Below are 21,583 nucleotides of genomic sequence, written 5' to 3'. Positions count from 1 at the left end.
TTAAGCTCGGTGCGCACAAAGTTTATCGCGGGGTGGAGCAGCCCGGTAGCTCGTCAGGCTCATAACCTGAAGGCCGCAGGTTCAAATCCTGCCCCCGCAACCAAGACTTTCAAACCCCGCAGAAAAAATGAACTCATTCAGCCGGGACATCCAGGCTGACGATGGAAATGCCTGCTGTTACTTCCCTTTCCAAACAGGGTCACGCTTCTCAGCGAAAGCTTTGGCGCCTTCCAGATTATCTTCGGATCCATAGAGAATATCGACCGTGGCCAGTTTGCGTCGCATGATGAGATTCATCATGGTTTGGAAGTCTTCACTTTCAGCGCGACGAACCGTCTCCTTGATTGCTGCGTAAACCAGCGGCGGACCGGATGCCAGCAAACGTGCGATCTCCCATACGCGTTCTTCCAGTTTATCTTGAGGCAGGACCTCGTTGACGAGGCCCCAGCGATGCGCTTCCTGAGCGTCGATCCAGCGGCCGGTCAACAACAGTTCCATCGCGATGTGATAAGGAATGCGTTTCGGAAGTCGGATGCTTGCTGCATCTGCAATGGTTCCCGAGCGGATTTCCGGCAATGAAAAAGAAGAGTGGTCCGCAGCATAGATCAGATCGCAGGACAGAGCGAGTTCGAAGCCACCCCCTGCGGCCATGCCGCTGACACACGCGATGACAGGCTTGTTCAGGTCGCGCAGTTCCTGAATGCCGCCAAAGCCGCCAATCCCATAGTCACCGTCGATGGGAGCGCCTTCGGCTGCCGCTTTCAAATCCCAACCGGCAGAGAAGAAGCGTTCACCGGCGGTCTTGAGAATGGCGACGCGCAGTTCGGGATCGTCGCGAAAGGCCGCGAAGGTTTGCCCCATGATCCGCGACGTTGGAAGATCAATCGCGTTGGCCTTGGGCCGGTCCAACGTAACTTCCAGAATGGCACCTTCACGGCGGGTTGTTATGGCAGCTTCGGCCTGCGTGCTCATTTCATCTGCCTTTCCAAACGGGATCGCGTTTTTCCACGGCTGCGCGTGGTCCCTCCAGCGCGTCTTCGCTTTCGATCAGCGCTTTGAACAGTGGAAACGTACCGGCGCGCATGGCGGCATAGCTCTCGGCCAGGCTCATATGCTCGGCCATGCGTGTCGTCTGTTTTGCGGCGGCAACCGAAAGCGGCGCAGAACGCAGGATGCGTGCGGCGAGCGCTCTGGCCGTATTCATCAGCTCGGCCTGCGGCACGACATCATTGACCAGCCCCCACCGCAGACAGTCCTGCGCATTAAAACGTCGACCGCCGTACAGAACTTCGTTTGCAATGACCTTGGGCAGAAGTTTGGGCAGAACGAACGAACCGATATCCGGCAGAACACCGAGCGACGTCTCGGGTAGCCAGAATTGTGCATGATCAGCGGCGATAATGAAGTCGGCGGTCAGGAGTATTTCGAAACCAGCGCCAATGGCATAGCCGTTGACCGCACAGATGACCGGCTTTTCCAATCCGGGCAGTTCTGAAAAGCCATAGATGCCGCCCTGACCATAGTCGGCGATATAGCCATCTCCGCCAGTGGCGGCAGCTTCGTTCAGATCCCAACCAGCGGAGAAGAACTTCTCACCTCCGCCTGTGAAAATCGCAACGCGCAGGTCCGGGTCATCGCGAAAAATGGCGAAGGCGTCGCCTAGCTTTCGACTGGTTGGCTGGTCTATCGCATTGGCCTTGGGCCGGTCGAGCGTGATCTCCAATATCTGGCCGTTACGAACGATTTTGACCTCTTCAGACATCATGCTCTCCTGTTGCGTATTAGGGCATCGACGGCGATGGCATTATCAGCGGTGACGATGAGCGGATTGATGTCGAGTTCCTCAATCAAGTCTGCCTGAGCGAGCGCATGGTTGCCAACTCGCCACGCCGCTTCCACGGCGGCTTCGACGTCCGCTTTCCGTCTGCCACGGAACCCGGTCAGAAGCGGCGCTGAGCGCAACGAGAGAAGCGCTGTTCGAATATCATCGCGACTGGCGGGTAAAAGAAGCGCGCGCGTATCATTCCAGAGTTCGACCATCACGCCGCCTGCACCGATGGTGAGATAAAGCCCGAATTGCGGATCGCGTGCGATGCCGACGATCAGTTCGGCGACACCTCCCTGAACCATTTTCTCGACCAGAAAATCGCATTCAAGATGGGCAAGCGAAAGTGCGGCTGTGCGCACCGCATCGGCATCCGCCAGATTGAGGTGGACCGCCGCCATTTCAGTCTTGTGGAGAAGGTTGTCTCCAACGCCCTTCAGGACAACGGGATAGCCCAGCTTTTCAGCAAGCGCGACAGCATCATCGACGGTGGATGCGATGCCGCCCTCTGGGGTCACGATACCGATTTCATGCAGGGCAGCTTTGGACGACCATTCGTCCATTGCAGTCGCGTCAGATGCAAGGGCTGGCGCTTGGGCAGTCAGCAGTGGAGGTTGCGGGCGCGACCAGATATCACCAATCCAGGCGGCATTGGCAGCAGCCGTCAGCGCTGTGGCAAGCCCCATCATTGGCGCGATACCGGCGGCGATCAGCCGTTCGGCATGGGTTTCGGTGAGATTTTCCGGCAGGCTGGCGACGAGCGCAAAGCGTCCGCCGCCTGCCTTGAACGCCTCTATCGCCGCCTCAAGTGATGTTTCGCAACCATTGTCGACGCACCGGTCGCCGCGAGGAAAGTCGAGCACCAATATGGTCAGGCCGAAATTTCCGTCGAGCATGGCGCGATAGGTTGCCGTGAGTGCTGGTCCATTTCCCCATGTGAAGGTGTGATAGTCGAGGGGGTTCGAGATCGTGACCATTTCAGGCAAGGTGGCGCGGAGTTTCGCCGTCTCGTCAGGTGCAAGCGGCCGGAGGTCAAGACCGGCTGCGCTTGCAAGGTCGCCAACGAGCGATGCTTCGCCGCCGGAACAGCTCATCGAACCGAGACTGTTATCCGGCGAGGGGCCAAGCACATGAAGCAGCTTCAGGGTTTCGACGAATTCGTCGAGCGTCCGGGCACGGACGACACCACATCGTGCGAAAAAGGCATCGGCCAGCGTGTCGGCTCCGGCCAGTGAAGCGGTATGTGAAAGGGTCATCGCCTGAGCGGCGGCGGAGGTCCCGACCTTGATCGCCACGACGGGCTTTCTCATTGCACGCGCTTTGGCGAATACATGTTCCAGCCGTGCAATATTGTCGAAGCCTTCAATGTGCAGGCCAAGAACGGTAACACGCGGATCGTCCAGGGCAGCTTCGGCCAGTTCAGAAAGACCCGTCTGTGCCTGATTTCCGGCGGTCAGCACATAGGCAATCGGCAGGCCGCGACGCTGCATGGTGAGATTGATGGCAATATTGGACGACTGCACGACAATGGCAGCACCACTTTCCACCCTCTTGCCGCCATGCTGGTCTGGCCAGAGCAGCGCGCCGTCAAGATAATTGATGAAGCCATAGCAATTGGGGCCGAGGATCGGCATATCGCCCGCCGCTTCCAGCAAAGCCCGGTTGCGCTCGGCGCCATCGGAAACCTCATTAAAGCCGGATGCGAAGCACACCGCGCCGCCACTGCCACGGGCTGCCTGTTCTCGAACGATGTTGATTGTTCCGTCGCGATTGACGCCGATGAAGCTGACATCCGGCGCGCCGGGCAGGTCTGCGACAGATCGATAGCACTGGATATCGTCGATCGTATCGCGCGTGGGGTGGACTGGCCAAAGGTCGCCTTCAAAACCCATTTTACGGCATTGCCTCAGCACTGCCATAGACCACCCGCCGCCAAAGATCGCAATCGAACGCGGACGTAGAACACGAGACAGGTTCTTTTTGCTCACGATCAGGCTCCGAGTGGTCGGAGAAGGTCGCGGGCAATGATGTGGCGTTGGATTTCGCTGGTGCCATCCCAAATTCGCTCCACACGGGCGTCGCGCCAGAAGCGTTCCAACGGCAGGTCGTCCATCAATCCCATGCCGCCATGCACCTGAATGGCGCGGTCGGTAACGCGAGCCAGCATCTCAGACGCATAGACCTTCGCGGACGCAATCTCACGGTTTGCGGGCAAGCCCTGATCGAGACGCCAGGCGGCTGCCAATGTCAGCCAGTCGGCGGCATCGATTTCGGTGACAGAATCGGCAAGCTGGAAACCGACGCCCTGAAAGCGTCCGATGGGCTGACCAAATTGCTTACGCTGCGCGGCATAGTCCACCATCATGTCGAACACACGACGCGCACGCCCAACCGCCATTGTCGCCACGGTGATGCGGGTGGCATATAGCCATGCATTCATGACCGCAAAGCCCCCATCGACATCGCCGAGAACCTGAGCGTCCGGAATACGGCAATCATCGAATTCAAGGATCATATTCTTGTAGCCGCGATGACTGACGGATTTATATCCCTCGCGGATCGTGAAGCCCGGCGTGCCGCGATCCACCAGAAAGGTCGTGATTTTCTTCTTCGTTCCGGCAGAAGATTGTTCTTCACCGGTCGCCATGAAGACAATGACGAAATCGGCGTGTTCCGCGCCTGAAATGAAATGCTTGGTACCGTTCAGCACCCAGTCGCCGCCATCGCGGCGTGCATTGGCTTTCATACCGCGAATATCGGAGCCCGCATCAGGCTCGGTCATGGCGAGCGCATCCATTCTTTCGCCGCGCACGGCAGGCAGGAGATATCGCTCGATCTGCTCGCCCTGACAGGCCATCAGAATATTTTGCGGACGCCCGAAGAAATGTGTGAGCGCCATCGATCCGCGACCGAGTTCGCGTTCCACCAGCGCGAATTCGAGATGGGAAAGTCCCGGGCCGCCGGCAGATTCCGGGAAATTGCTGGCGTAGAAGCCAAGTTCGATCGTCTTGCGCTTGATTTCCTCGCCGATCTCGTGTGGCACATGGCCGAGACGTTCGACGGTCGTTTCATGCGGATAAATCTCGTTCTCGACAAAGCTTCGAACTGTCGAGACGATCATTTCCTGTTCTTCAGTCAGTCCGAAATGCATTGCGTTCCTCCCATTACGCCTTGCTAGACCCTCTGGCCTATGGCGTTGTTATTTCTATAAGTGCAGGTCCCTCAACCGCCCGGGCGCGTCGCAGCGCTGTGGCAAGCTGCGCAAGATCAAGTGCGCCCGGACGAAGCGCGTCCTGATTGTCGCCATTTGTCAGCCGGATATGTTCGCCCGCTATGCCATAGGCCTGTGCGAGCTTGACGAAATCGGGCGCTGTCGGACGCACCCCAACCGGTTCTATCTCCCGGGACAGCATGTAATCTTCGATTTCCTGATAACCTTGATTGTTCCAGACCACGAAAATCACCGGTGCTTTCTCGTCCACGGCAGTGCCAAGCGTACCCAGACAAAACTGGAAACCGCCATCGCCCACAAGGCAGACGACAGGCGCGCCGCTCTGCGCAAGGCTGGCGCCGACAGCGGCAGGAGGACCAAACCCGAGCGCACCATAGCCGGTTGAAGCATTGAACCAGCTTCGCGGGTCATCGGCTTCGAAGAACAGATTGCCAGCATAGGCAAGCTGGGTGGAATCCCCGACGATAATGCTCCCGGGAAGCGTGTCGCGAATGGTATCCAGAACTTCGATCAATGCCTGCATTTTGGATGAAAGAGAGCGGTAGGCTGCCTCTGTTGCGACAGAAGCGCGTTCCTTTCCGCCGTCGCGCTCTGCGTGAGACAAATCACGAAGGGACGACGCGAGCGCTTCCACTATCAGGGCTGCGTCGCCTGTGAGTGAGAGCGCGGCCGGATAGCTGGTAGTGGCTGCATCGGGATCGACATCAATGCGGATCATTCTGGCGGGCGGTTCAAAACCGCCGTCCACATACATATCGTAATCGGTCGGCCCAAACTGGGTTCCAATGGCGACGACGAGATCGGCCTGTGCGATCAGTTGGCGGATCGGCGGCAGGCTCGGGCTTGCCTGCACCATAAGGGGATGGCGACCAAGCAAACCACGGGCATTTGTTGTGGTCACCACCGGTGCGTCAAGCATTTGTGCAAGGGTGGAAATGGCGTCACGCGCGCGGTTGGCGCCCCCGCCAGCGAGGATCAAAGGACGCCGCGCTTCCGCACACAATGTTGCGGCGTCGCTGATTTTGTCAGTGTCGAAAGCGGCGGCAGCCTTTTCCAACGGCTTCAGTGGTGCGCCTTCGAATGGAGCTTCCATGAGGTCGGTTGGAATTTCGATATGGACGGGACCGGGACGTCCCGATTTCATCCGGGCAAAGGCTCGGCCAACCAGTGCTACCAGATCACCGGGTTGTTCCAGCCGTTCTGACGACAAGGCGATTGTTCGCATCGTTGCGGACTGATCGGGCAGTTCGTGCAGATGCCCCCGGTAATGTCCGAGCGTGTGGCGGGCATTGACCCCGGAGATGACCAGCATCGGGATGGAATCCGCGCGCGCCTGCGCCATGGGGGTGATGGCGTTGGTCAATCCCGGGCCGGTAATCAGCAGGCAAACGCCGGGCTTACCGGACACCCGCGCATAGCCATCCGCCATGAAACCCGCATCCTGCTCGTCGCGCGGCGTGACGTGCCGAATGCCCGACCCGGCCAGACCGCGATAAAGCTCTGCCGTATGCACACCCGGAATACCAAATACGGTATCGACGTCGTGCGCTTCCAGAAGCTCAATCAACGCCTGCCCGACCGTTGTTTTGCTGCTCATGACACCAGACTTTCCGCATTGTGGTTAAGGCCGCGGGCAAAGCGGGCAATGCGGTCGCAAGCCTCGATAATCCGGTCTTCGGGAACGGTAACGCTCATGCGCACCAGATCCTTCGCAACCTGACCGAAAGATGTGCCGGGCATCATCGAGACATAGTGTTCTTCAAGCAGGCGGCTGGCGAATTCTTCGCCATTCAGTCCAGTGCCGCCAATATCCAGCAGTACGAACATGCCAGCTTCCGGCATGAGCGGCTTGATGCCTGCGACACCGCGCAATTGTTTGACGACGAGTTCGGACCGGGCCTTGTATTGGGCGCGCATGACGGAAGATGTCGTCAGGTCGTGGGTCAGCGCATAAGCCACCATGTCGGCGATGAAAGGCTGTCCGCCGAAAAGCATGGATTCGGAAAACGGCAGCAATCTTTGGCAGAACTCTTCCGATCCAATAGCCCAACCCGCGCGAAAACCGGGTGCTGCATGCGACTTGGATATGGAGGAGACCACGATTGCGCGATCAGCCATTTCCGAAATGTCGAGCGGCGAAGCAAATGCTGCGCCGAAGGTAAGCTCTTCATACACCTCATCGCAGATGATCCAGAGATTGTGCTTACGGCACACTTCGGCGATGGCGGCAATTTCGGGTTTTGTCAGCACCGAGCCGGTCGGGTTGTGCGGATTGTTGAGGAGCAACGCACGGCAGTCGGGCGTAATGGCGGCTTCCAGTATGTCCGCGCGAAGATGAAAACCGTCTTCGGCCCGCAACGGCACTGGAACGATATCGGCTCCCGGCGCGCGCACAACGCCTTCATAGGTCGCATAATAGGGGTCTGGAACGAGAACCTTGTCACCGGCCTCGACCAGTCCGGTCAGGACTGCATAGAGCGCTGTCTGGGTACCCGGAAAATAGAGGATATTGTCGGTGGTGATGGTGCGGCCAGTGCGCTTTGAGTATTTTGCGGCCAGTGCCGCCAGCACTGCCGGTTCGCCGCGACCGTTAGAATAGCGGGTGCGACCGGCGCGCATGGCATTGTTGCACACCTCCAGCAGCATGGGGTCTGGCGCGACGTCGGGTTCGCCAATCGTGAACTCGATAACCGGATGGCCGAGCGCGCGCAGTTCCCTGCCGCGCGCATGGACACGCCATTTGTCCGACCCCAGTCCTGATAGTCTTTCGGTGATGGAAGCGTAATGCATGTCAATGTCTCGGAAGTGGTGGCACGGCGGGAAGCTCGATGCCGAGAAGGGCGCCGATGGAGCTTAGTCCGATGCCGATTTGCATGGTGTCGTCGATTTCGTCCGCGCTGAGACAGCCTTCGATCCACAGGCCGTCGATCAGTGCATTGACTGCGATGGCGAGGCGTCGGCATGCCTCCGGGGTTGGCTCGCGGCCTTCCGCCGACAAGACCTCCGCAATCAGGGTCTCAGTCGCCCGGCGAAAAGCGAGATAGCCTTCACGATGCTCGCGTTCCAGATCCGGATCGAGATGAACCTGACTGACGAAAGTCGCCCAGAGCGAAAGCATGCGCGGGTCTGCAACCGCTCCACCAAGGCTGGCAGCGACGAAACGCGTCAGCCGGTCATGGGGCGTGCCGCCGTCCGATTCCAGAATACTCAACGCCGGTACGGTCATCATTTCGATCATACGCCGGTAGGCGGCGGCGATGAGATTGGCCTTTGATGTGAAGTGATGCCTGATGAGGCCATTGCTGACCCCGGCACGCGCCGCGACGGCGCGCACCGTCGTCGCCTGTATCCCCAGATCGGCAATGCAATCGAGCGTAGCCTCTATCATGTCTGTGCGACGGTCGAAGTCTGGCGCACGTCGAAACGATGCGGTCATCTTCTCCTCCCTTGATGCGTGACTATGCACTTGCATAACACTTATTCAAGTGTATAGTCAGCGTCAAGGGAACCGTTGGCTGCTTGTTGAGAAGTCGAAAAAGAACTTCGAAGCGGCTGATAGACAAGTAATATCCAGGTGGCTTTCGGCGAACCGATTGGGTGGCCGGGCCAAGGGAGGTTCGTGCCGCATGAGCCAGGGCGAAGAGGCGATCTCTGTCGTCGACCTTCACAAGCGTTTCGGTGATCTCGAGGTGCTTAAAGGCGTTTCACTCAAGGCGCGCGAGGGCGACGTTATCGCAATTATCGGCGGATCGGGCTCCGGCAAATCGACATTCCTTCGCTGCATCAACATGCTGGAACTGCCCACTTCGGGGGCGGTCACCATCCATGGTGAGACTATCGCCATGAAGAACGGTGGTAATGGCAGCCAGATTCCCACGGACAGAAAGCAGATCGAACGCATTCGCACACGGCTTGGAATGGTCTTCCAGAGCTTCAATCTCTGGCAGCATATGACTGTTCTGGAGAATGTGATCGAAGCGCCCGTGCATGTGCTGGGTGTGCCGAAAGTCGAGGCGATAGATCGCGCCGAAACGCTGCTGAAGCGCGTTGGGCTCTATGAAAAGCGGGATGTTTATCCAGCTTTCATGTCCGGCGGCCAGCAGCAGCGCGCCGCGATTGCGCGTGCGCTCGCGATAGAACCGCTGGTCATGCTTTTCGATGAGCCGACCTCTGCGCTGGACCCTGAGCTTGTTGGCGAGGTGCTCACCGTTATCGGAGATCTGGCCAAGGAAAAGCGCACGATGATTCTCGTTACGCACGAGATGAAATTTGCGCGCAAGGTCGCGAACCACATTGTCTTTTTACATGATGGCAGGATCGAGGAAGAGGGGTCCCCCGAAGACGTATTCGGGAACCCTAAATCCGAACGACTGAAAAAATTCATCAGTTCAACGCACTGAAACGGGAATGGGAGAAGTACTAATGAAGCGTCTTTTTACAAGTCTGTGTATCGGTGTAACATTTGCTGTCGCGGGCGTCGCGGTTGCGAATGCCGAACAGGTAAAGGTCGGTATCGCAGCAGAACCCTATCCGCCCTTTACCTCGCCCGATGCGTCGGGAAAGTGGCAGGGATGGGAAATTGATTTTGCCGATGCCGTCTGTAAAGAGGCCAAGCTTGATTGTGTGATCACGCCCGTCGCCTGGGATGGCATCATTCCGGCGCTGACCACCAGCAAGATCGACATGATTGTAGGTTCGATGTCGATGACGCCTGAACGTCTCAAGACGATCGATTTCTCGGACAAATATTACAATACGCCGACAATCGTCATTGGTACCAAGGATCTCAAATTCGATGCGACGCCGGAGGGGCTGAAGGACAAGACTCTTGGCGTACAGGTCTCGACCATCCATCAGGCTTACGCGATGAAGCATTTTGCGCCAGCCGGTGCGACGATCAAGGAATATCAGACGCAGGACGAAGCCAATAACGATCTGACAGCCGGGCGCATCGACGCTGTACAGGCGGATTCGCTGGCGCTTCGCACCTTCCTTGCCACAGACAGCGGCAAGGCATGCTGTGAGGAAAAGGGTACAGTCGCGCAGGACGTTGAGGTTCTGGGACCGGGCGTAGGGATCGGGTTACGCAAGGGCGATACGGAACTCAAAGACAAGCTGAACGCTGCAATCAAGGCAATCCGTGCCAACGGGACCTACGATACTTTCACGAAAAAATATTTCGACTTCGACATTTACGGCCAGTGAACGTGATGGCCAGTCGGCATCCTGTCGGCTGGCCTATTCTGATTTCAGCATGAACGGGACTGGCCATGGATGCACCACTGATCAACTGGAGCCTGCTTGCTCTCAATCCACCGGGGTGGGGAGGCGTCCTTCTGCAGGGCTTCTGGCACACGCTGCAAATTGCCGTCGGCGGTTATTCGCTCGGTCTGTTGATCGGCATGTTCGGTGCGCTGGGCAAGCTCTATGGCGGCCCTATCATTCGCGATCTGCTGGAAGTCTACACGACTGTGGTGCGCGCCGTGCCGGAGCTGGTGCTGATCCTCATCCTGTATTACGCAGGCACCGATTTGCTGAACCAGATGCTCGCTGTGTTCGGCTATGGCAAAGTCGATATCAGCGGGCTCGCTGCTGGCATCTTTGTCATCGGGGTGGTGCAGGGCGCCTATTCAACGGAAGTCCTGCGCGGTGCGATCAAAGCGATTGCACCCGGCCAGATCGAGGCGGCGCGCGCGTTCGGCATGCCGCCGTCGAAGATGCTCCGACGCATTACGATACCGGCCATGCTGCCCTTTGCCATACCGGGCCTTGCCAATCTGTGGCTTATCTCGACCAAGGACACGGCTCTTCTGGCTGTCGTCGGTTTCAGCGAATTGACGCTGGTAACACGACAGGCGGCAGGCACGACCAAGCACTATCTGCTGTTCTTCTTGACCGCTGGCGTGCTTTACCTCGGGCTCACCCTGATTTCGAATGCCTTCATCGGCATGATTGAGCGGCGCTCGCGCCGTGGTTTTGCGCGGATTGACTGAGATGAGCACATCTTCAGCCATATACGAAAACCGAACCTCTGCCAGAATCTGGCTTGAACCGCACCGCGTCGTGCTGATTGTCATCGCAATCGCACTGTTTGCCTCGGCGGTGATATTTGGCCGCTGGGACTGGCTGCCGCAATATCTGCCTCGTCTGGGGTCCGGCATTCTGGTCACCCTGTTCATGTTGTTTGGGTCGGCCATTCTAGGGTTCATGCTGGCGCTCCCGCTTGGGCTGCTTCAGGTGACTGGGCCCTGGTGGTTGAGCTGGCCAGCCAAGGCGTTCTGCACCGTCATCCGGGGCACGCCTCTGCTGTTGCAGCTCTGGCTGCTCTATTACGGCCTTGGTTCCCTGTTTCCGTCCATTCCCGGCATTCGCAGTTCATTTATCTGGCCTTATCTGCGTGAAGCATGGCCCTATGGACTTGCCGCGCTGACGATCTCATTTGCGGCCTATGAGGGCGAGGTCATGCGCGGCGCTTTCGCTGGCGTGCCGTCTGGCGAATTGCAGGCCGGGCGTGCTTTTGGCATGTCGCCCTGGAAAGTGTTTCGCCGCATCTGGCTGCCGCGCGCAATCCATCGCGCCTTGCCCACGCTGAACGGCGAAACGGTTCTGCAACTGAAGTCGACACCGCTGGTCGCAACAATCACCGTTGTCGATGTTTACGGCGTCGTCTCCCGTGTGCGGCAGGACACTTACCTGACCTATGAGCCGCTCCTTCTGCTGGCATTGATCTACATGATACTGACCGCAGGTCTGGTTTGGGTCTTCCGGCGTCTTGAGAGCCGAATTCCGACAAGAGGTGCTTGAATGCGCGATTTTTCGACTGCTATTCGCAACAACCTGCCCGAACTGACGGCATTGCGACGTGACCTTCATGCTCATCCCGAACTTGGTCTTGAGGAAAAACGGACCTCGGAGATTGTGGCGCGGGAGCTTGAGGCTTTAGGGTACAAAGTCACGCGCGGGCTTGCAAAAACCGGGGTGATTGGCACTTTGACGAACGGATCGAGCCGAAAGTCGGTCGGCATTCGCGCTGATATCGATGCGCTGCCGATCCACGAGCAGACAGGTCTTCCCTATTCCAGCAAGTCGCCGGGGCTGATGCATGCCTGCGGGCATGATGGCCATACGACCATGTTGCTCGGTGCCGCCAAGGCCTTGGCCGAGCGGCGCAATTTCGACGGCACCATTCACCTGATCTTTCAACCGGCGGAAGAGAATTTCGGCGGGGCCAAGATCATGATCGAAGAAGGATTGTTTGATCGCTTTCCCTGTGACGCTGTTTTTGCCCTTCACAATGATCCCGGCATTCCGCTTGGCAAGTTTGCCTTTCGCGATGGACCGATCATGGCTGCGGTCGATGAGGCGATGATCAAAGTGAAAGGCTATGGTGGTCACGGATCGGAGCCGGAAAAGACCGCCGATCCCATAATGGCGGGCGCTTCCATCGTGATGGCGTTGCAGACTATCAAGTCGCGCAATGTGCCGGCGCTGGACCCGGCGGTTGTGACGGTCGCCGCCTTTCATGGCGGCTCGGCAAGCAACATCATTCCGTCGTCGGCGGAAATTGTCGTCGGTATCCGCACCTTTTCGCCCGTCATTCGCGATCAGATTGAAGAGCGGATCAAACGTGTTGCGGCCTATCAGGCAGAGAGCTTTGGGCTGACTGCGGAAGTCGATTATCTGCGGAGCTACGACGCGACGATCAATCATACCGCTGAAACGGATTTCGCGCGCAATCTGGCGCTGAAATCGTTTGGCGCGACGAATGTGATTGAGCTGGAGCGCCCGTTTATGGGCAGCGAGGACTTCGCCTATATGCTTGTCGAGCGACCCGGCACCTATTTCTTTTTGGGTGGGGGCAAGGGAGAGAATGACTTCCAGCTCCACCATCCATCTTATGATTTCAATGATGATCTGATCCCCATCGGCGCGGCCTTCTGGACCGAGCTTGCTGAATCCTATCTTAAACCCGAGTGAGCCCATGACTGCCGTTTATGAATTCAATTCTGCCATCGTCCGGACACCGGGACGATCCGTCATCAATGGTTTGCGCGCCGATAACCGGGGCAACCCGACCTATGAGGGCGTCAAGGAAGAACACGAAGCCTATGTGCAGGCCCTGCGGCAGGCAGGTGTGGAAGTAACCGTGCTTCCCCCAATGGAGGAATTTCCGGATTCGATCTTTGTCGAAGACCCGGCACTCGTGTTTCACGAAGGTGCTGTTCTGCTGCGTCCCGGTGCGCCTACGCGTGTCGGCGAGACGGCGGAAATCGAGCTGGCTCTGCGCTCTCTTTTTGAGAGGGTCGTGCCGCTTCCATCCCCAGGCTTTGCGGATGGTGGGGACGTGCTTGTCACACCGTCGGCGGTGATGATTGGCCTGTCGGCGCGTACAGACAAAAGCGGCGCCGAGGGGCTTCGTGCAGCACTTGCAACCCTCGATCATGCTGCGGAAATTGTCGAAACACCGAAGGGCGTTTTGCATTTCAAGACCGACTGCTCGCTGCTTGATGAGGAGACCGTGCTTGCCACGCACAGGCTGGCGGGTTCGGGTTTCTTCAGAGGCTTGCGTGAAATCGTGACGCCCGAAGGTGAGGAAGCGGCCGCCAATGCACTGAGGGTCAACGATGTTGTCTTTGTCGGTGCTGATTATCCCCGTACAATCGATCTGCTTGATAAGAAGGGCTACAAGGTGGTTGCCCTGAAGACCGAGGAAATCGGTCGGATCGATGCAGGCCTATCCTGTATGTCGCTGAGGTGGCGGCGATAGTCAGTATGCATTCCAGATGATAGATCGGCGCTGTCATACAGCGCCGATTTTTATTGGATATCCGTGGGCCCGTCTCAGTGATAGGGGTCTATCGATAGGCATCCATATTGTCTGCGTCTGGTGTCCCAAAACTGCGCGCATAGGAATGGCCGCTATAAACCGCAGCGGCGATGATCGATGGTGCATAACAGTCACCAATTGAGGTGACGGATTTTATACCTGCGTCCTGCCATTCATTCCGGCGAGCTTCCAGTGCAACCGACAGGCTTTTGTCGGGATGACGGCTGGTTACAGGCACCAGTGTGCCGCAAGGAATTTCGGTTTCCCTGCCGGAATAGACACATGCGACAGACAGGCTGTCGGTGGTTTGTCTGGCGAGCCTGTGCAGCGGGATTATCCTGACACCCAGCTCTATCAATCTCGTTTGAATCTTCGACTGTTCGAGCGTGTGTTCACTCCAGGGGGCCACAATCGGCGCTGGTGTTACCAATGTCGTATGAATGCCGCGGCTCACGGCCAACTCGGCCAGTACCGAGCCGAGATAGTAACGATCATCATCGAATATCACCAAAGGGCCGCGACAATCATCAAGGGATGTTTTGTCTTTGAGAATGGTGTCGACACTCAATGTGTGACCATCCAGTGTTTGCAGAGGTTGTCGGTGGGAACGGCCCACGGCATCCGTGCGCCAGCGCGCGCCGGTTGCCAGCACCACGTTTGCAATTCCGTAGGTTAGAATCTCATCGGCATCCAGATGGCTGTCGAGATACATCTCCACATTGGTCGCACGCTGCAATTGCGTCATCCGCCAATCGCGAACACGCGCCCAGCTTGCAAGACCGGGGAGGGCCGCTTCCTCGGTCACACGCCCGCCCCAATGGGTGTTCTTTTCAGCGATGATGACTTCTGCGCCGCGCTCAGCCATGGCGCGGGCTGCTTCCAGACCGGCGGGTCCTCCACCGACCACCAGAACTTTCTCGGTAGTCTGTAGCTTGCCGATTTTTTCAGGGTGCCAACCCTTGCGCGCTTCTTCGCCAATTGTCGGGTTTTGGGTGCATCGCAATGGTGCAACGATGTTGTCGCTGGCGGTGCAGATATTGCAGCCGATGCATTCGCGAATGTCATCGACGCGACCAGTCCGGATTTTCTCGGGCAGAAATGGGTCGGCAATCGATGGGCGTGCAGCGCCGATAAGATCGAGAACACCGGACCGGATTGCCTGCACCATTGTGTCCGGTGATGTATAACGACCGACACCCACGACCGGTTTGCTGGTGAGCGATTTCACAAAGGAGATATAAGGCTCCTGAAAGCCCTCCTGCGAAAAGCGCGATGTCTGGCTGTCGTTGGACCAGCCGGACAGGTTCACATCCCAAAGATCAGGTTCATCGGCGAGAGCTGCGATGACATCCCGTCCTTCACCATTGTGCTGGATGCCCTGGTCTCCCAGAAATTCCTCTACTGCAAAGCGCACTGCAATCGCGCATTTGTCACCGACAGCGTCGCGCGTATCCGCCAGCACTTCGCGAAACAAACGCAAGCGATTTTCGAACGATCCGCCATATTCGTCTGTGCGGGTATTGTAACGTTGCAGCAGAAAATGCTGCAGCAAGGTCATGTCGTGGCCTGCGTAAACATAGACGATATCGAAACCGGCCCGTTTGGCGCGCAGTGCTGCATCGCGATGCCATTTGCGAAACCGGGCGATGTCGGCCTTGTCCATGGCCCTTGCCTGAACCGGATCTTCCACATCGACAATCATGTCCATGGGGCCGAGAGGCGCCAGTCTGGTCAGGCGGTTGGAGACATGGATACCGTTATGCACGAGCTGGATTGCAGCGAGACTGCCATGCTGGTGGACGGCGTCGGTCAGCTTCCGGAGACGGTCGGCGTCCTTCTCGTCCCATATGCGCCCTTGATTGGATGGCGTGATATCGGACGTGGGATGGATTTCGGTTTCCTGTGTGGAAACGACACCCCAGCCACCCTCTGCCTTCATCTCACGCAGCCGCAGGTCGTGCTCGGGATAACGATGTCCCATGCCGCTACAATGCGGAACCTGATAAAAGCGGTTCTTCGTCGTGACGGGGCCAATCTTGATCGGCTCGAACAGAATTTCGTGACGCTTGTCCATGGTCGCTCTGCTTGTCATTGTTCAGAATGTCATCCCTTGCGGGCGACTGCATGAAAAGTGGGTTTCCATCGCGCTTAACGCGCGATGGAACGCTTGAAGCGAGCTTCGAGTTTGGCCTGTCCATATTCCAGAACGATGGAGAGGGCCCAGTAGATCATCGATGCGGTGATCAGCATTTCGATGTGCCGGAACTCGGTCTGGCCCTGTGTGCGGGCGAGATACATGAGTTCCCATACGCCGATGACGGAGACCAGTGACGAGTCCTTGAGCATTGCGATGAACTGGTTGCCGGTTGGCGGAATGATGATGCGCATTGCCTGCGGAAGAATGACCAGCCACATGGTCTGCGAAGGGCCGAGGCCGAGCGCGAAAGCGCCTTCCTGCTGTCCGCGTGGGATGCTCTCGATACCTGCGCGGAAGATCTCGGTCATATAGGCGCCGTAGCACAGGGACAACGCCAGAATACCGGCGGGAATAGGCCCTATGACATAGCCCACCTGCGGCAGTCCAAGGTAGATGATGTAGATCTGCATCAGCAATGGCAGGCCGCGGAAGAGCGATGTGTAGAACGTCGCCAGCCCGTAGACGAGACCGTTCTTTGATAGCTTGGCCACAGCGCCAATCAACGCCAGAATGGTTGCGAAGAATATCGAGGCAGCGGAAATATAAAGCGTCGTGACGACACCCTGGCTGATCAGAAATCCGATCTTTCTTGCGATGAATTCAAATGAGAGATCGAAAGAATAGAAGAAGATCATCAGCAGCAGGAACAGTTCCAGCCATATTGCCGTGATCTGTGCCCAACGTGGGAAAAGTCTCAGGAAACTCCAATTGGCGAAGATGATAGCGCTAAGCAGTATCGAGGAGATCAGCGTCGCTTTGGTGAAACCGGCTTTCGCGACTTTGGGGTCGATACCAAGCCAGTTTGTTATGCCGGAGAACCGGATATTCATAAAACAGAAGAGTGCCGTCAGGATAACAAAAAAAGCTATCTGAACGGTACGCTTGGCGGCCTCCGGCCGCATCAGAAAAAACCTCCCGAGCATGTTCTCTCCTCTGTTAGCTTGCCTTTCGCTCAGCAAGCCAATCCTGCATCTGCAATTTCCAGTAGGTAAGCTGCGCGGCTGCGAGGCCAGCAGCTCCCCCAGCCCAGACCAGTCCGAATTTTTCGAAGAGCTTATAGCGGTCACTTTGTCCGCAAATGGCTTCGGCGACGACTTTACCGCCGATGGCGGTTGTGTTGAGCCCATGGCCACCAAAAGCGGTGCAATACCATGTGCTGCGGTCCAGTTGGCCTATCTGGGGCATCAAATGTCTGGCGTAAGACATCAGGCCCGACCATGCCAACTCCGTCTTCAGTGAAGCAAGCTGAGGATAAGTTCCCACCATCTCGTTGCGCAACTCGCGCACCACGCCGGGCGTATTGGCTGCTCTTGTGGTGATGCGTCCACCCCACAAAAGTCTGCGCCCACCATCAATCACGCGGTAGTAATCACCGGCCCTACGGTTATCACCAATCGCAGCCGTGGTGCGGATTGCGGATGCAATCAGCTCAGGCGCTTCTTCACTCACCATCACATAGGTTGCAATCGGCAGATAGGCTCGCCTGATCTGACCAACCAGACCGTCCGTATAACCACCGGTGGTGATCAGCACTGCGCCTGCATTGACCTGTCCGTGAGTTGTTTTGACCAGCTTGCCGTCCTTGTGGTCGAGCAACTGGACTGCGCGGCTATGCTCGAAAATCCGCCCGCCGAGCCGCTCTATCTCGCGCCCGAGTGCTCGCAGGTAGTTCAATGGATGGATATGGAATGCGTTAGGGTCGTAGACGGATTGGAAGTAGCGCTGCGAATTCAGGATGCTGCGTGTTTCCGCCGTTGGGTGGAAGTCTATTCTGTAGCCGTAATCGCGTTGCAGCGTATCTGCATAGTGTTTCAGGCTGTCACCATCGTCATAACGGCGTACGTTCAGAATGCCAGGAATGAGTTGTGCTTCTTCAATCTTCAGCGTGTCGATGTTCTGTCGAACGAATTCGACACCTTCAATCGATAATTGATGCAGTGTCTTGGCAACAGACTTGCCAGCCCGGGCAGCAATTTCATCGCCGCCTGAGGCAAAGCCGGGGCTGACAAACCCGCCATTGCGCCCGGATGCACCGAAACCGATGCTCTCAGCTTCCAGGACAACGACTTTCTTGCCCGCTCGCGACATCTGCAATGCGGCCGACAAGCCTGCAAGTCCGCCGCCAATCACTGCGACATCTGCTGTTGTTTCGCGTTCAAGCGTTGGACGCGCGAAATCGTCCGCCTTTGTTTGGCTGTAATAAGTGGCCGGATAAGTCATCGCAACACCAGGAAAAGCATATCGGATGAGCCACCTTCACGATGGCTCATTTCGATATTGATCTAAGGATAATGTCAGTCGGCGCTGTAGTCTTTGCCGTACCACTTTGCAGTGAGTGTCGCCAAAGTGCCGTCAGACTTCATCTGCTTGATGATTTCGCCAATCTTGGCGGTCCATTCCGGATCGTTCTTTTCGTCGATGACGACGAGCGGCTCGCGGAATGCATATTCGCCCTCAAGAATCTTCACCGGATAACCGTTCTTGATGGCGTTCTGTGCCGTCTGTTCCGGAGCGATGATCGCATCAATGCGAACGCCGTCACCCAGTCTCAGATCGTCGAATGGCAGCATGGAATCCGCGAAGGTGCGAATTTCGCCCGGTTCCAGCTTGTATTCGATTGGGGGAAGGCCCGGTGCGTCAATCTCCAGCTGCCGACGCGCGAAATCTTCCGACGTCGTTGCCGTTTCTACGCCAATGACTTTGCCCTTGAGATCGGCGACGGATTTCGCCTCGCTGTCCTTGTGAACGACATAGACATAGGGGCTGTAATAGTAGACCCCGGCAAAATCGATGACCTTGGCGCGCGCCTTGGTCGGGGTCACCGACCCAACGCCAACGTCGTAACGGCCCTGCCAGCGCCCACCGGTCAATGTCGCCCAGTCCGGCGTCTCGAAGGAAACGGTGACGCCAAGACGTTTGCCAATCTCGTTGGCCACATCTACGTCGAAGCCCACGAGCTTGTTGGAATCATCCAGAAAGCTTTGGGGTGGCCAGCCTGCATTGGTTGCGACGACCATGGCCTTTTTTTCCATGACGCGATCCAGCGTTTCGCCTGCAAAAGCAGAGAAACCCGTCGCCAGAATGGCGCCTGCGACACCCATTATCGTTATGATTTTTTTCATTTTATCGAACCCCTCCTCTGGTTTGATGCATCAGCATTGCATAAACCCGGAAGCAACGGCTAGGCGGCCCGGATAAGTAGGTTATGAAATTAGCGTATGATGATATGCTGTTCTTGCAGGATGTGGGTTCAAGCCTGCTTGTGTTCGGGGCCGCTCATGCGAGAGGCCCCGGTGTGATGAACGAATGCGTCTTATTGTCAGTGTTACCGACTATGGATTGCGCACAGCCATTGCAGTGACTTCGACCCGCATTTCCGGGGTGGCGAGGCCTGCAACGCCCACGGCGCAACGAACCGGAAACGGCTTTTTGAAAAAGCGCAGATAGACTTCGTTAAAAGCCGGGCGTTCATTGATGTCGGTCAGGTAGATCGTCAGGTGAATGACATTGGCCAGACTGCTCCCCGCCTTTTCGAGCGATGCTTTGAGACTATTCAGCGTGCATTCGCTCTGAGCGGTTATGTCGCCGGTTTCCATGGAACCATCTGCCCGGATGGGAACATGGGTGGTCACTAGGAAATTGCCGATGCCTGCAACATCAGAAGAGATTTCGCTTTCGTCCGTATCCTCCAGAAAATAGGGCGTTGCGTTGTTTGTCATGGTCATTCTCCAAGAGGTTAGGTGTTTGTGAAAAGCGTGAAGCGGTTTTCCGATAAGTTGTGCGCTAAAACAAGCAGCCAGATCATTTCCGTCGATTGAGTGAGCCTGATGGTCTTGAGGTAGCAACAATGTGTACTCGCCGGGACGGGCAACCTATTGCGATGGTGGTCGAGCGGGTCTAAGAAACACGTCGGAGGCGAGGAGGCTTCCCTCAACGATGACCGGTTCCGGTCTGAAGGCAATCCATGACAGAAAAACATTCTCATCGCGGGCTTGTTGTTGCCGCGATTATGGCAAGCATGGCCATGATCGCCGTCGAGGCAACGATTGTGTCAACCGCAATGCCACAGATCGCGGCGCAGCTGGGTCAGCTCAATCTCTATTCCTGGGTTTTCTCGTCATTTCTTTTGACACAGACAGCAACGACCGTCGTGTTTGGCAAGCTGGCTGACATCTACGGGCGCAAACCGGTTCTTGTTTTTGGTATTGCGCTGTTCCTGACGGCTTCTGTGCTGGCCGGTTTCGCATGGTCGATGCCGTCGATGATTGTTTTCCGGCTATTGCAGGGCATTGGGGCAGGGGCGATCCAGCCTGCGGCCATGACCGTGGTGGCCGATCTTTTCCCTGGAGCGCAGCGCAGCAAGGTTCAGGGATATCTTGCCAGTGTCTGGGCACTGTCAGCCGTTGTCGGTCCGCTGCTTGGCAGCCTGATTATTCACAATCTGAGTTGGGCCTGGGTATTCTGGATCAATGTGCCGGTCGGCATTCTGGCGGCATCGGGCTTTCTTCTCTTCCTGCATGAAGAGAAGCGGACAAAGCCGGTATCGATCGATGTGCTCGGCGCAGCACTTTTTGCCGTCTCCATTTCCTCTCTGATGATTGCGCTCACCCTGATGGAGAGTGCAGTTTCGCTCGAAGGAATTCTGGCGTTCATTCTCTTTGCTCTTTCACTGATTGCGTTCATCTGGCAGGAACGTCGCGCAAAGGAGCCCATGGTCGCACCAGACCTGTGGCTGAAACGTCCTATCGCTTTCTCCAATCTGGCGGTCTTTCTGGCCAGCATGTCGATCATGGGGTTGACGACATTCCTGCCGATGTATGTGCAGACAGTTCTCGACCGTTCTCCTGTGGTCGCGGGCTTCGCCCTGACCATGTTGCTGCTGGGCTGGCCGTGCGGGGCCACGATTGCATCGCGGCAGTTTACGCGGTTCGGATTGCGCCCGATCATGATCGCCGGAAGCATCTGCATTCCGATTGGCACCTCTCTGCTTGTCATGCTGAGCCCGTCAAGTTCCGCCACACTGGCCGGAACCGGTTCTCTGATCATGGGTTTTGGCATGGGGCTGCTCAATATCGGGGCGCTCATCCTGACACAGGATAGCGTGAGTTGGTCGGAGCGCGGCAGCGCCACGGCATCGAACGTCTTCTCGCGCAATTTGGGCAGCACGCTCGGAGCAGCCATTCTCGGTGCGGTGCTGACCTATGGCCTTGCCAACGCCAATCATGGCGAAGCGATTACGTCAGACCAACTTCGGGACCTGTTGAATGGCGCGGAGATGTTGATTGACCAGCAGGAGCTTCGGCTGGCGCTTCAACATGCGCTGCACGCAACATTTGTAGCAATGATGCTTATCGCGGTGCTGATCGTGCCGGCTTGCCTCTGTGTGCCCGGAGTGAAGAAGACCTACGAAGAAAACGTGGTGACTTGAATGTCTCCGAATATCTGCAAGCCATGGACTCAGCCGACCTGAAATCAACGGTCGGCTGAAATCGTGACCTTGCG

19 protein-coding genes and 1 tRNA gene are annotated in these 21,583 nt (G+C 57.1%); 8 read left to right on the top strand and 12 right to left on the bottom strand.

The window, feature by feature from the left end; translation table 11 throughout:
* The first annotated feature begins 26 nt into the window (after nt 1-26).
* A tRNA-Met gene (locus F9K91_RS16565) sits at nt 27-103 on the top strand.
* A 74-nt stretch (nt 104-177) separates the two neighbouring features.
* Here the strand turns inward: F9K91_RS16565 and F9K91_RS16560 are convergent.
* Genes F9K91_RS16560 through F9K91_RS16530 form a run of 7 tightly spaced genes read right to left on the bottom strand, consistent with a single transcriptional unit; the run spans nt 178 to nt 8,493 of the window.
* Complete coding sequence (locus F9K91_RS16560; protein ID WP_151678245.1) at nt 178-972, bottom strand: carnitinyl-CoA dehydratase; 795 nt, start codon at nt 970-972, stop codon at nt 178-180.
* Between the two features lies 1 nt (nt 973).
* Nucleotides 974-1,762 carry an enoyl-CoA hydratase-related protein gene (locus F9K91_RS16555; protein ID WP_151678244.1) on the bottom strand — a complete coding sequence of 263 codons (789 nt, stop codon included), beginning with the start codon at nt 1,760-1,762 and terminating at the stop codon, nt 974-976.
* Nucleotides 1,762-3,819 (bottom strand): acetate--CoA ligase family protein, encoded by a 2,058-nt coding sequence (locus F9K91_RS16550; protein ID WP_151678249.1) that lies wholly within the window; start codon nt 3,817-3,819, stop codon nt 1,762-1,764. Before F9K91_RS16550 ends, F9K91_RS16555 begins: the two co-directional genes overlap by 1 nt.
* Nucleotides 3,816-4,976, bottom strand: coding sequence for an acyl-CoA dehydrogenase family protein (locus F9K91_RS16545; RefSeq protein ID WP_151678243.1), 1,161 nt, complete (start codon nt 4,974-4,976; stop codon nt 3,816-3,818). The genes F9K91_RS16550 and F9K91_RS16545 overlap by 4 nt, the downstream gene beginning before the upstream one ends.
* 37 nt (nt 4,977-5,013) lie before the next feature.
* The gene (locus F9K91_RS16540) at nt 5,014-6,654 is read right to left on the bottom strand and encodes a 5-guanidino-2-oxopentanoate decarboxylase (protein WP_151678242.1); all 1,641 of its coding nucleotides are present in this window, start codon (nt 6,652-6,654) and stop codon (nt 5,014-5,016) included.
* Nucleotides 6,651-7,847, bottom strand: coding sequence for a pyridoxal phosphate-dependent aminotransferase (locus tag F9K91_RS16535; protein WP_151678241.1), 1,197 nt, complete (start codon nt 7,845-7,847; stop codon nt 6,651-6,653). The genes F9K91_RS16540 and F9K91_RS16535 overlap by 4 nt, the downstream gene beginning before the upstream one ends.
* Before the next feature lies 1 nt (nt 7,848).
* Nucleotides 7,849-8,493 carry a TetR family transcriptional regulator C-terminal domain-containing protein gene (locus F9K91_RS16530; RefSeq protein WP_151558110.1) on the bottom strand — a complete coding sequence of 215 codons (645 nt, stop codon included), beginning with the start codon at nt 8,491-8,493 and terminating at the stop codon, nt 7,849-7,851.
* Between the two features lie 190 nt (nt 8,494-8,683).
* Here F9K91_RS16530 and F9K91_RS16525 point away from each other — a divergent pair, with 190 nt between their 5' ends.
* The 6 genes from F9K91_RS16525 (at nt 8,684) to F9K91_RS16500 (ending at nt 13,824) form a co-directional block, all read left to right on the top strand.
* Entirely contained in the window at nt 8,684-9,457 is a 774-nt protein-coding gene (locus F9K91_RS16525; protein WP_151678240.1) for an ABC transporter ATP-binding protein, read from the top strand.
* Between the two features lie 22 nt (nt 9,458-9,479).
* A complete protein-coding gene (locus F9K91_RS16520) occupies nt 9,480-10,262 on the top strand; it encodes a transporter substrate-binding domain-containing protein (RefSeq protein WP_151678239.1) in 783 nt (260 codons plus the stop codon).
* 65 nt (nt 10,263-10,327) lie between these two features.
* Nucleotides 10,328-11,050, top strand: a complete 723-nt coding sequence (locus F9K91_RS16515; protein ID WP_151653305.1) for an ABC transporter permease — start codon at nt 10,328-10,330, stop codon at nt 11,048-11,050.
* A gap of 1 nt (nt 11,051) precedes the next feature.
* Nucleotides 11,052-11,861 (top strand): ABC transporter permease, encoded by an 810-nt coding sequence (locus tag F9K91_RS16510; RefSeq protein ID WP_151678238.1) that lies wholly within the window; start codon nt 11,052-11,054, stop codon nt 11,859-11,861.
* Nucleotides 11,862-13,034, top strand: a complete 1,173-nt coding sequence (locus F9K91_RS16505) for a M20 aminoacylase family protein (RefSeq protein WP_151678237.1) — start codon at nt 11,862-11,864, stop codon at nt 13,032-13,034. It abuts the gene before it with no gap.
* 4 nt (nt 13,035-13,038) lie between these two features.
* A complete protein-coding gene (locus F9K91_RS16500; protein WP_151678236.1) occupies nt 13,039-13,824 on the top strand; it encodes a dimethylarginine dimethylaminohydrolase family protein in 786 nt (261 codons plus the stop codon).
* Nucleotides 13,825-13,912: 88 nt separating this feature from the next.
* On the opposite strand, the gene F9K91_RS16495 is transcribed toward F9K91_RS16500, so the two are convergent.
* The 5 genes from F9K91_RS16495 to F9K91_RS16475 form a co-directional block, all read right to left on the bottom strand.
* Nucleotides 13,913-15,958 (bottom strand): oxidoreductase, encoded by a 2,046-nt coding sequence (locus tag F9K91_RS16495; protein WP_167522226.1) that lies wholly within the window; start codon nt 15,956-15,958, stop codon nt 13,913-13,915.
* Between the two features lie 74 nt (nt 15,959-16,032).
* Entirely contained in the window at nt 16,033-17,004 is a 972-nt protein-coding gene (locus F9K91_RS16490) for an amino acid ABC transporter permease (RefSeq protein WP_151653296.1), read from the bottom strand.
* A 13-nt stretch (nt 17,005-17,017) separates the two neighbouring features.
* The gene (locus tag F9K91_RS16485) at nt 17,018-18,301 is read right to left on the bottom strand and encodes an NAD(P)/FAD-dependent oxidoreductase (protein WP_151678234.1); all 1,284 of its coding nucleotides are present in this window, start codon (nt 18,299-18,301) and stop codon (nt 17,018-17,020) included.
* 74 nt (nt 18,302-18,375) lie between these two features.
* Nucleotides 18,376-19,203 (bottom strand): transporter substrate-binding domain-containing protein, encoded by an 828-nt coding sequence (locus F9K91_RS16480; RefSeq protein WP_412842172.1) that lies wholly within the window; start codon nt 19,201-19,203, stop codon nt 18,376-18,378.
* A 210-nt stretch (nt 19,204-19,413) separates the two neighbouring features.
* Nucleotides 19,414-19,800: a RidA family protein gene (locus tag F9K91_RS16475; protein ID WP_151558090.1), complete on the bottom strand. Its 387-nt coding sequence runs from the start codon at nt 19,798-19,800 to the stop codon at nt 19,414-19,416.
* A 245-nt stretch (nt 19,801-20,045) separates the two neighbouring features.
* Here F9K91_RS16475 and F9K91_RS16470 point away from each other — a divergent pair, with 245 nt between their 5' ends.
* Complete coding sequence (locus tag F9K91_RS16470; RefSeq protein ID WP_151678233.1) at nt 20,046-21,509, top strand: MDR family MFS transporter; 1,464 nt, start codon at nt 20,046-20,048, stop codon at nt 21,507-21,509.
* Nucleotides 21,510-21,583: the final 74 nt, after the last annotated feature.

The sequence above is a fragment of the Brucella tritici genome (genome assembly GCF_008932295.1).
GTDB classification, from domain to species: domain Bacteria; phylum Pseudomonadota; class Alphaproteobacteria; order Rhizobiales; family Rhizobiaceae; genus Brucella; species Brucella tritici.
This window is presented reverse-complemented; position numbering and strand designations above follow the sequence as displayed.

Coding starts and splice junctions, on each gene's coding strand:
- F9K91_RS16490 (WP_151653296.1), bottom strand. CDS start 17,004: ATGCTCGGGAGGTTTTTTCTGATGCGGCCGGAGGCCGCCAAGCGTACC.
- F9K91_RS16505 (WP_151678237.1), top strand. CDS start 11,862: ATGCGCGATTTTTCGACTGCTATTCGCAACAACCTGCCCGAACTGACG.
- F9K91_RS16470 (WP_151678233.1), top strand. CDS start 20,046: ATGACAGAAAAACATTCTCATCGCGGGCTTGTTGTTGCCGCGATTATG.
- F9K91_RS16535 (WP_151678241.1), bottom strand. CDS start 7,847: ATGCATTACGCTTCCATCACCGAAAGACTATCAGGACTGGGGTCGGAC.
- F9K91_RS16540 (WP_151678242.1), bottom strand. CDS start 6,654: ATGAGCAGCAAAACAACGGTCGGGCAGGCGTTGATTGAGCTTCTGGAA.
- F9K91_RS16510 (WP_151678238.1), top strand. CDS start 11,052: ATGAGCACATCTTCAGCCATATACGAAAACCGAACCTCTGCCAGAATC.
- F9K91_RS16520 (WP_151678239.1), top strand. CDS start 9,480: ATGAAGCGTCTTTTTACAAGTCTGTGTATCGGTGTAACATTTGCTGTC.
- F9K91_RS16500 (WP_151678236.1), top strand. CDS start 13,039: ATGACTGCCGTTTATGAATTCAATTCTGCCATCGTCCGGACACCGGGA.
- F9K91_RS16515 (WP_151653305.1), top strand. CDS start 10,328: ATGGATGCACCACTGATCAACTGGAGCCTGCTTGCTCTCAATCCACCG.
- F9K91_RS16475 (WP_151558090.1), bottom strand. CDS start 19,800: ATGACAAACAACGCAACGCCCTATTTTCTGGAGGATACGGACGAAAGC.
- F9K91_RS16525 (WP_151678240.1), top strand. CDS start 8,684: ATGAGCCAGGGCGAAGAGGCGATCTCTGTCGTCGACCTTCACAAGCGT.
- F9K91_RS16555 (WP_151678244.1), bottom strand. CDS start 1,762: ATGTCTGAAGAGGTCAAAATCGTTCGTAACGGCCAGATATTGGAGATC.
- F9K91_RS16480 (WP_412842172.1), bottom strand. CDS start 19,203: ATGAAAAAAATCATAACGATAATGGGTGTCGCAGGCGCCATTCTGGCG.
- F9K91_RS16530 (WP_151558110.1), bottom strand. CDS start 8,493: ATGACCGCATCGTTTCGACGTGCGCCAGACTTCGACCGTCGCACAGAC.
- F9K91_RS16485 (WP_151678234.1), bottom strand. CDS start 18,301: ATGACTTATCCGGCCACTTATTACAGCCAAACAAAGGCGGACGATTTC.
- F9K91_RS16545 (WP_151678243.1), bottom strand. CDS start 4,976: ATGCATTTCGGACTGACTGAAGAACAGGAAATGATCGTCTCGACAGTT.
- F9K91_RS16495 (WP_167522226.1), bottom strand. CDS start 15,958: ATGGACAAGCGTCACGAAATTCTGTTCGAGCCGATCAAGATTGGCCCC.
- F9K91_RS16560 (WP_151678245.1), bottom strand. CDS start 972: ATGAGCACGCAGGCCGAAGCTGCCATAACAACCCGCCGTGAAGGTGCC.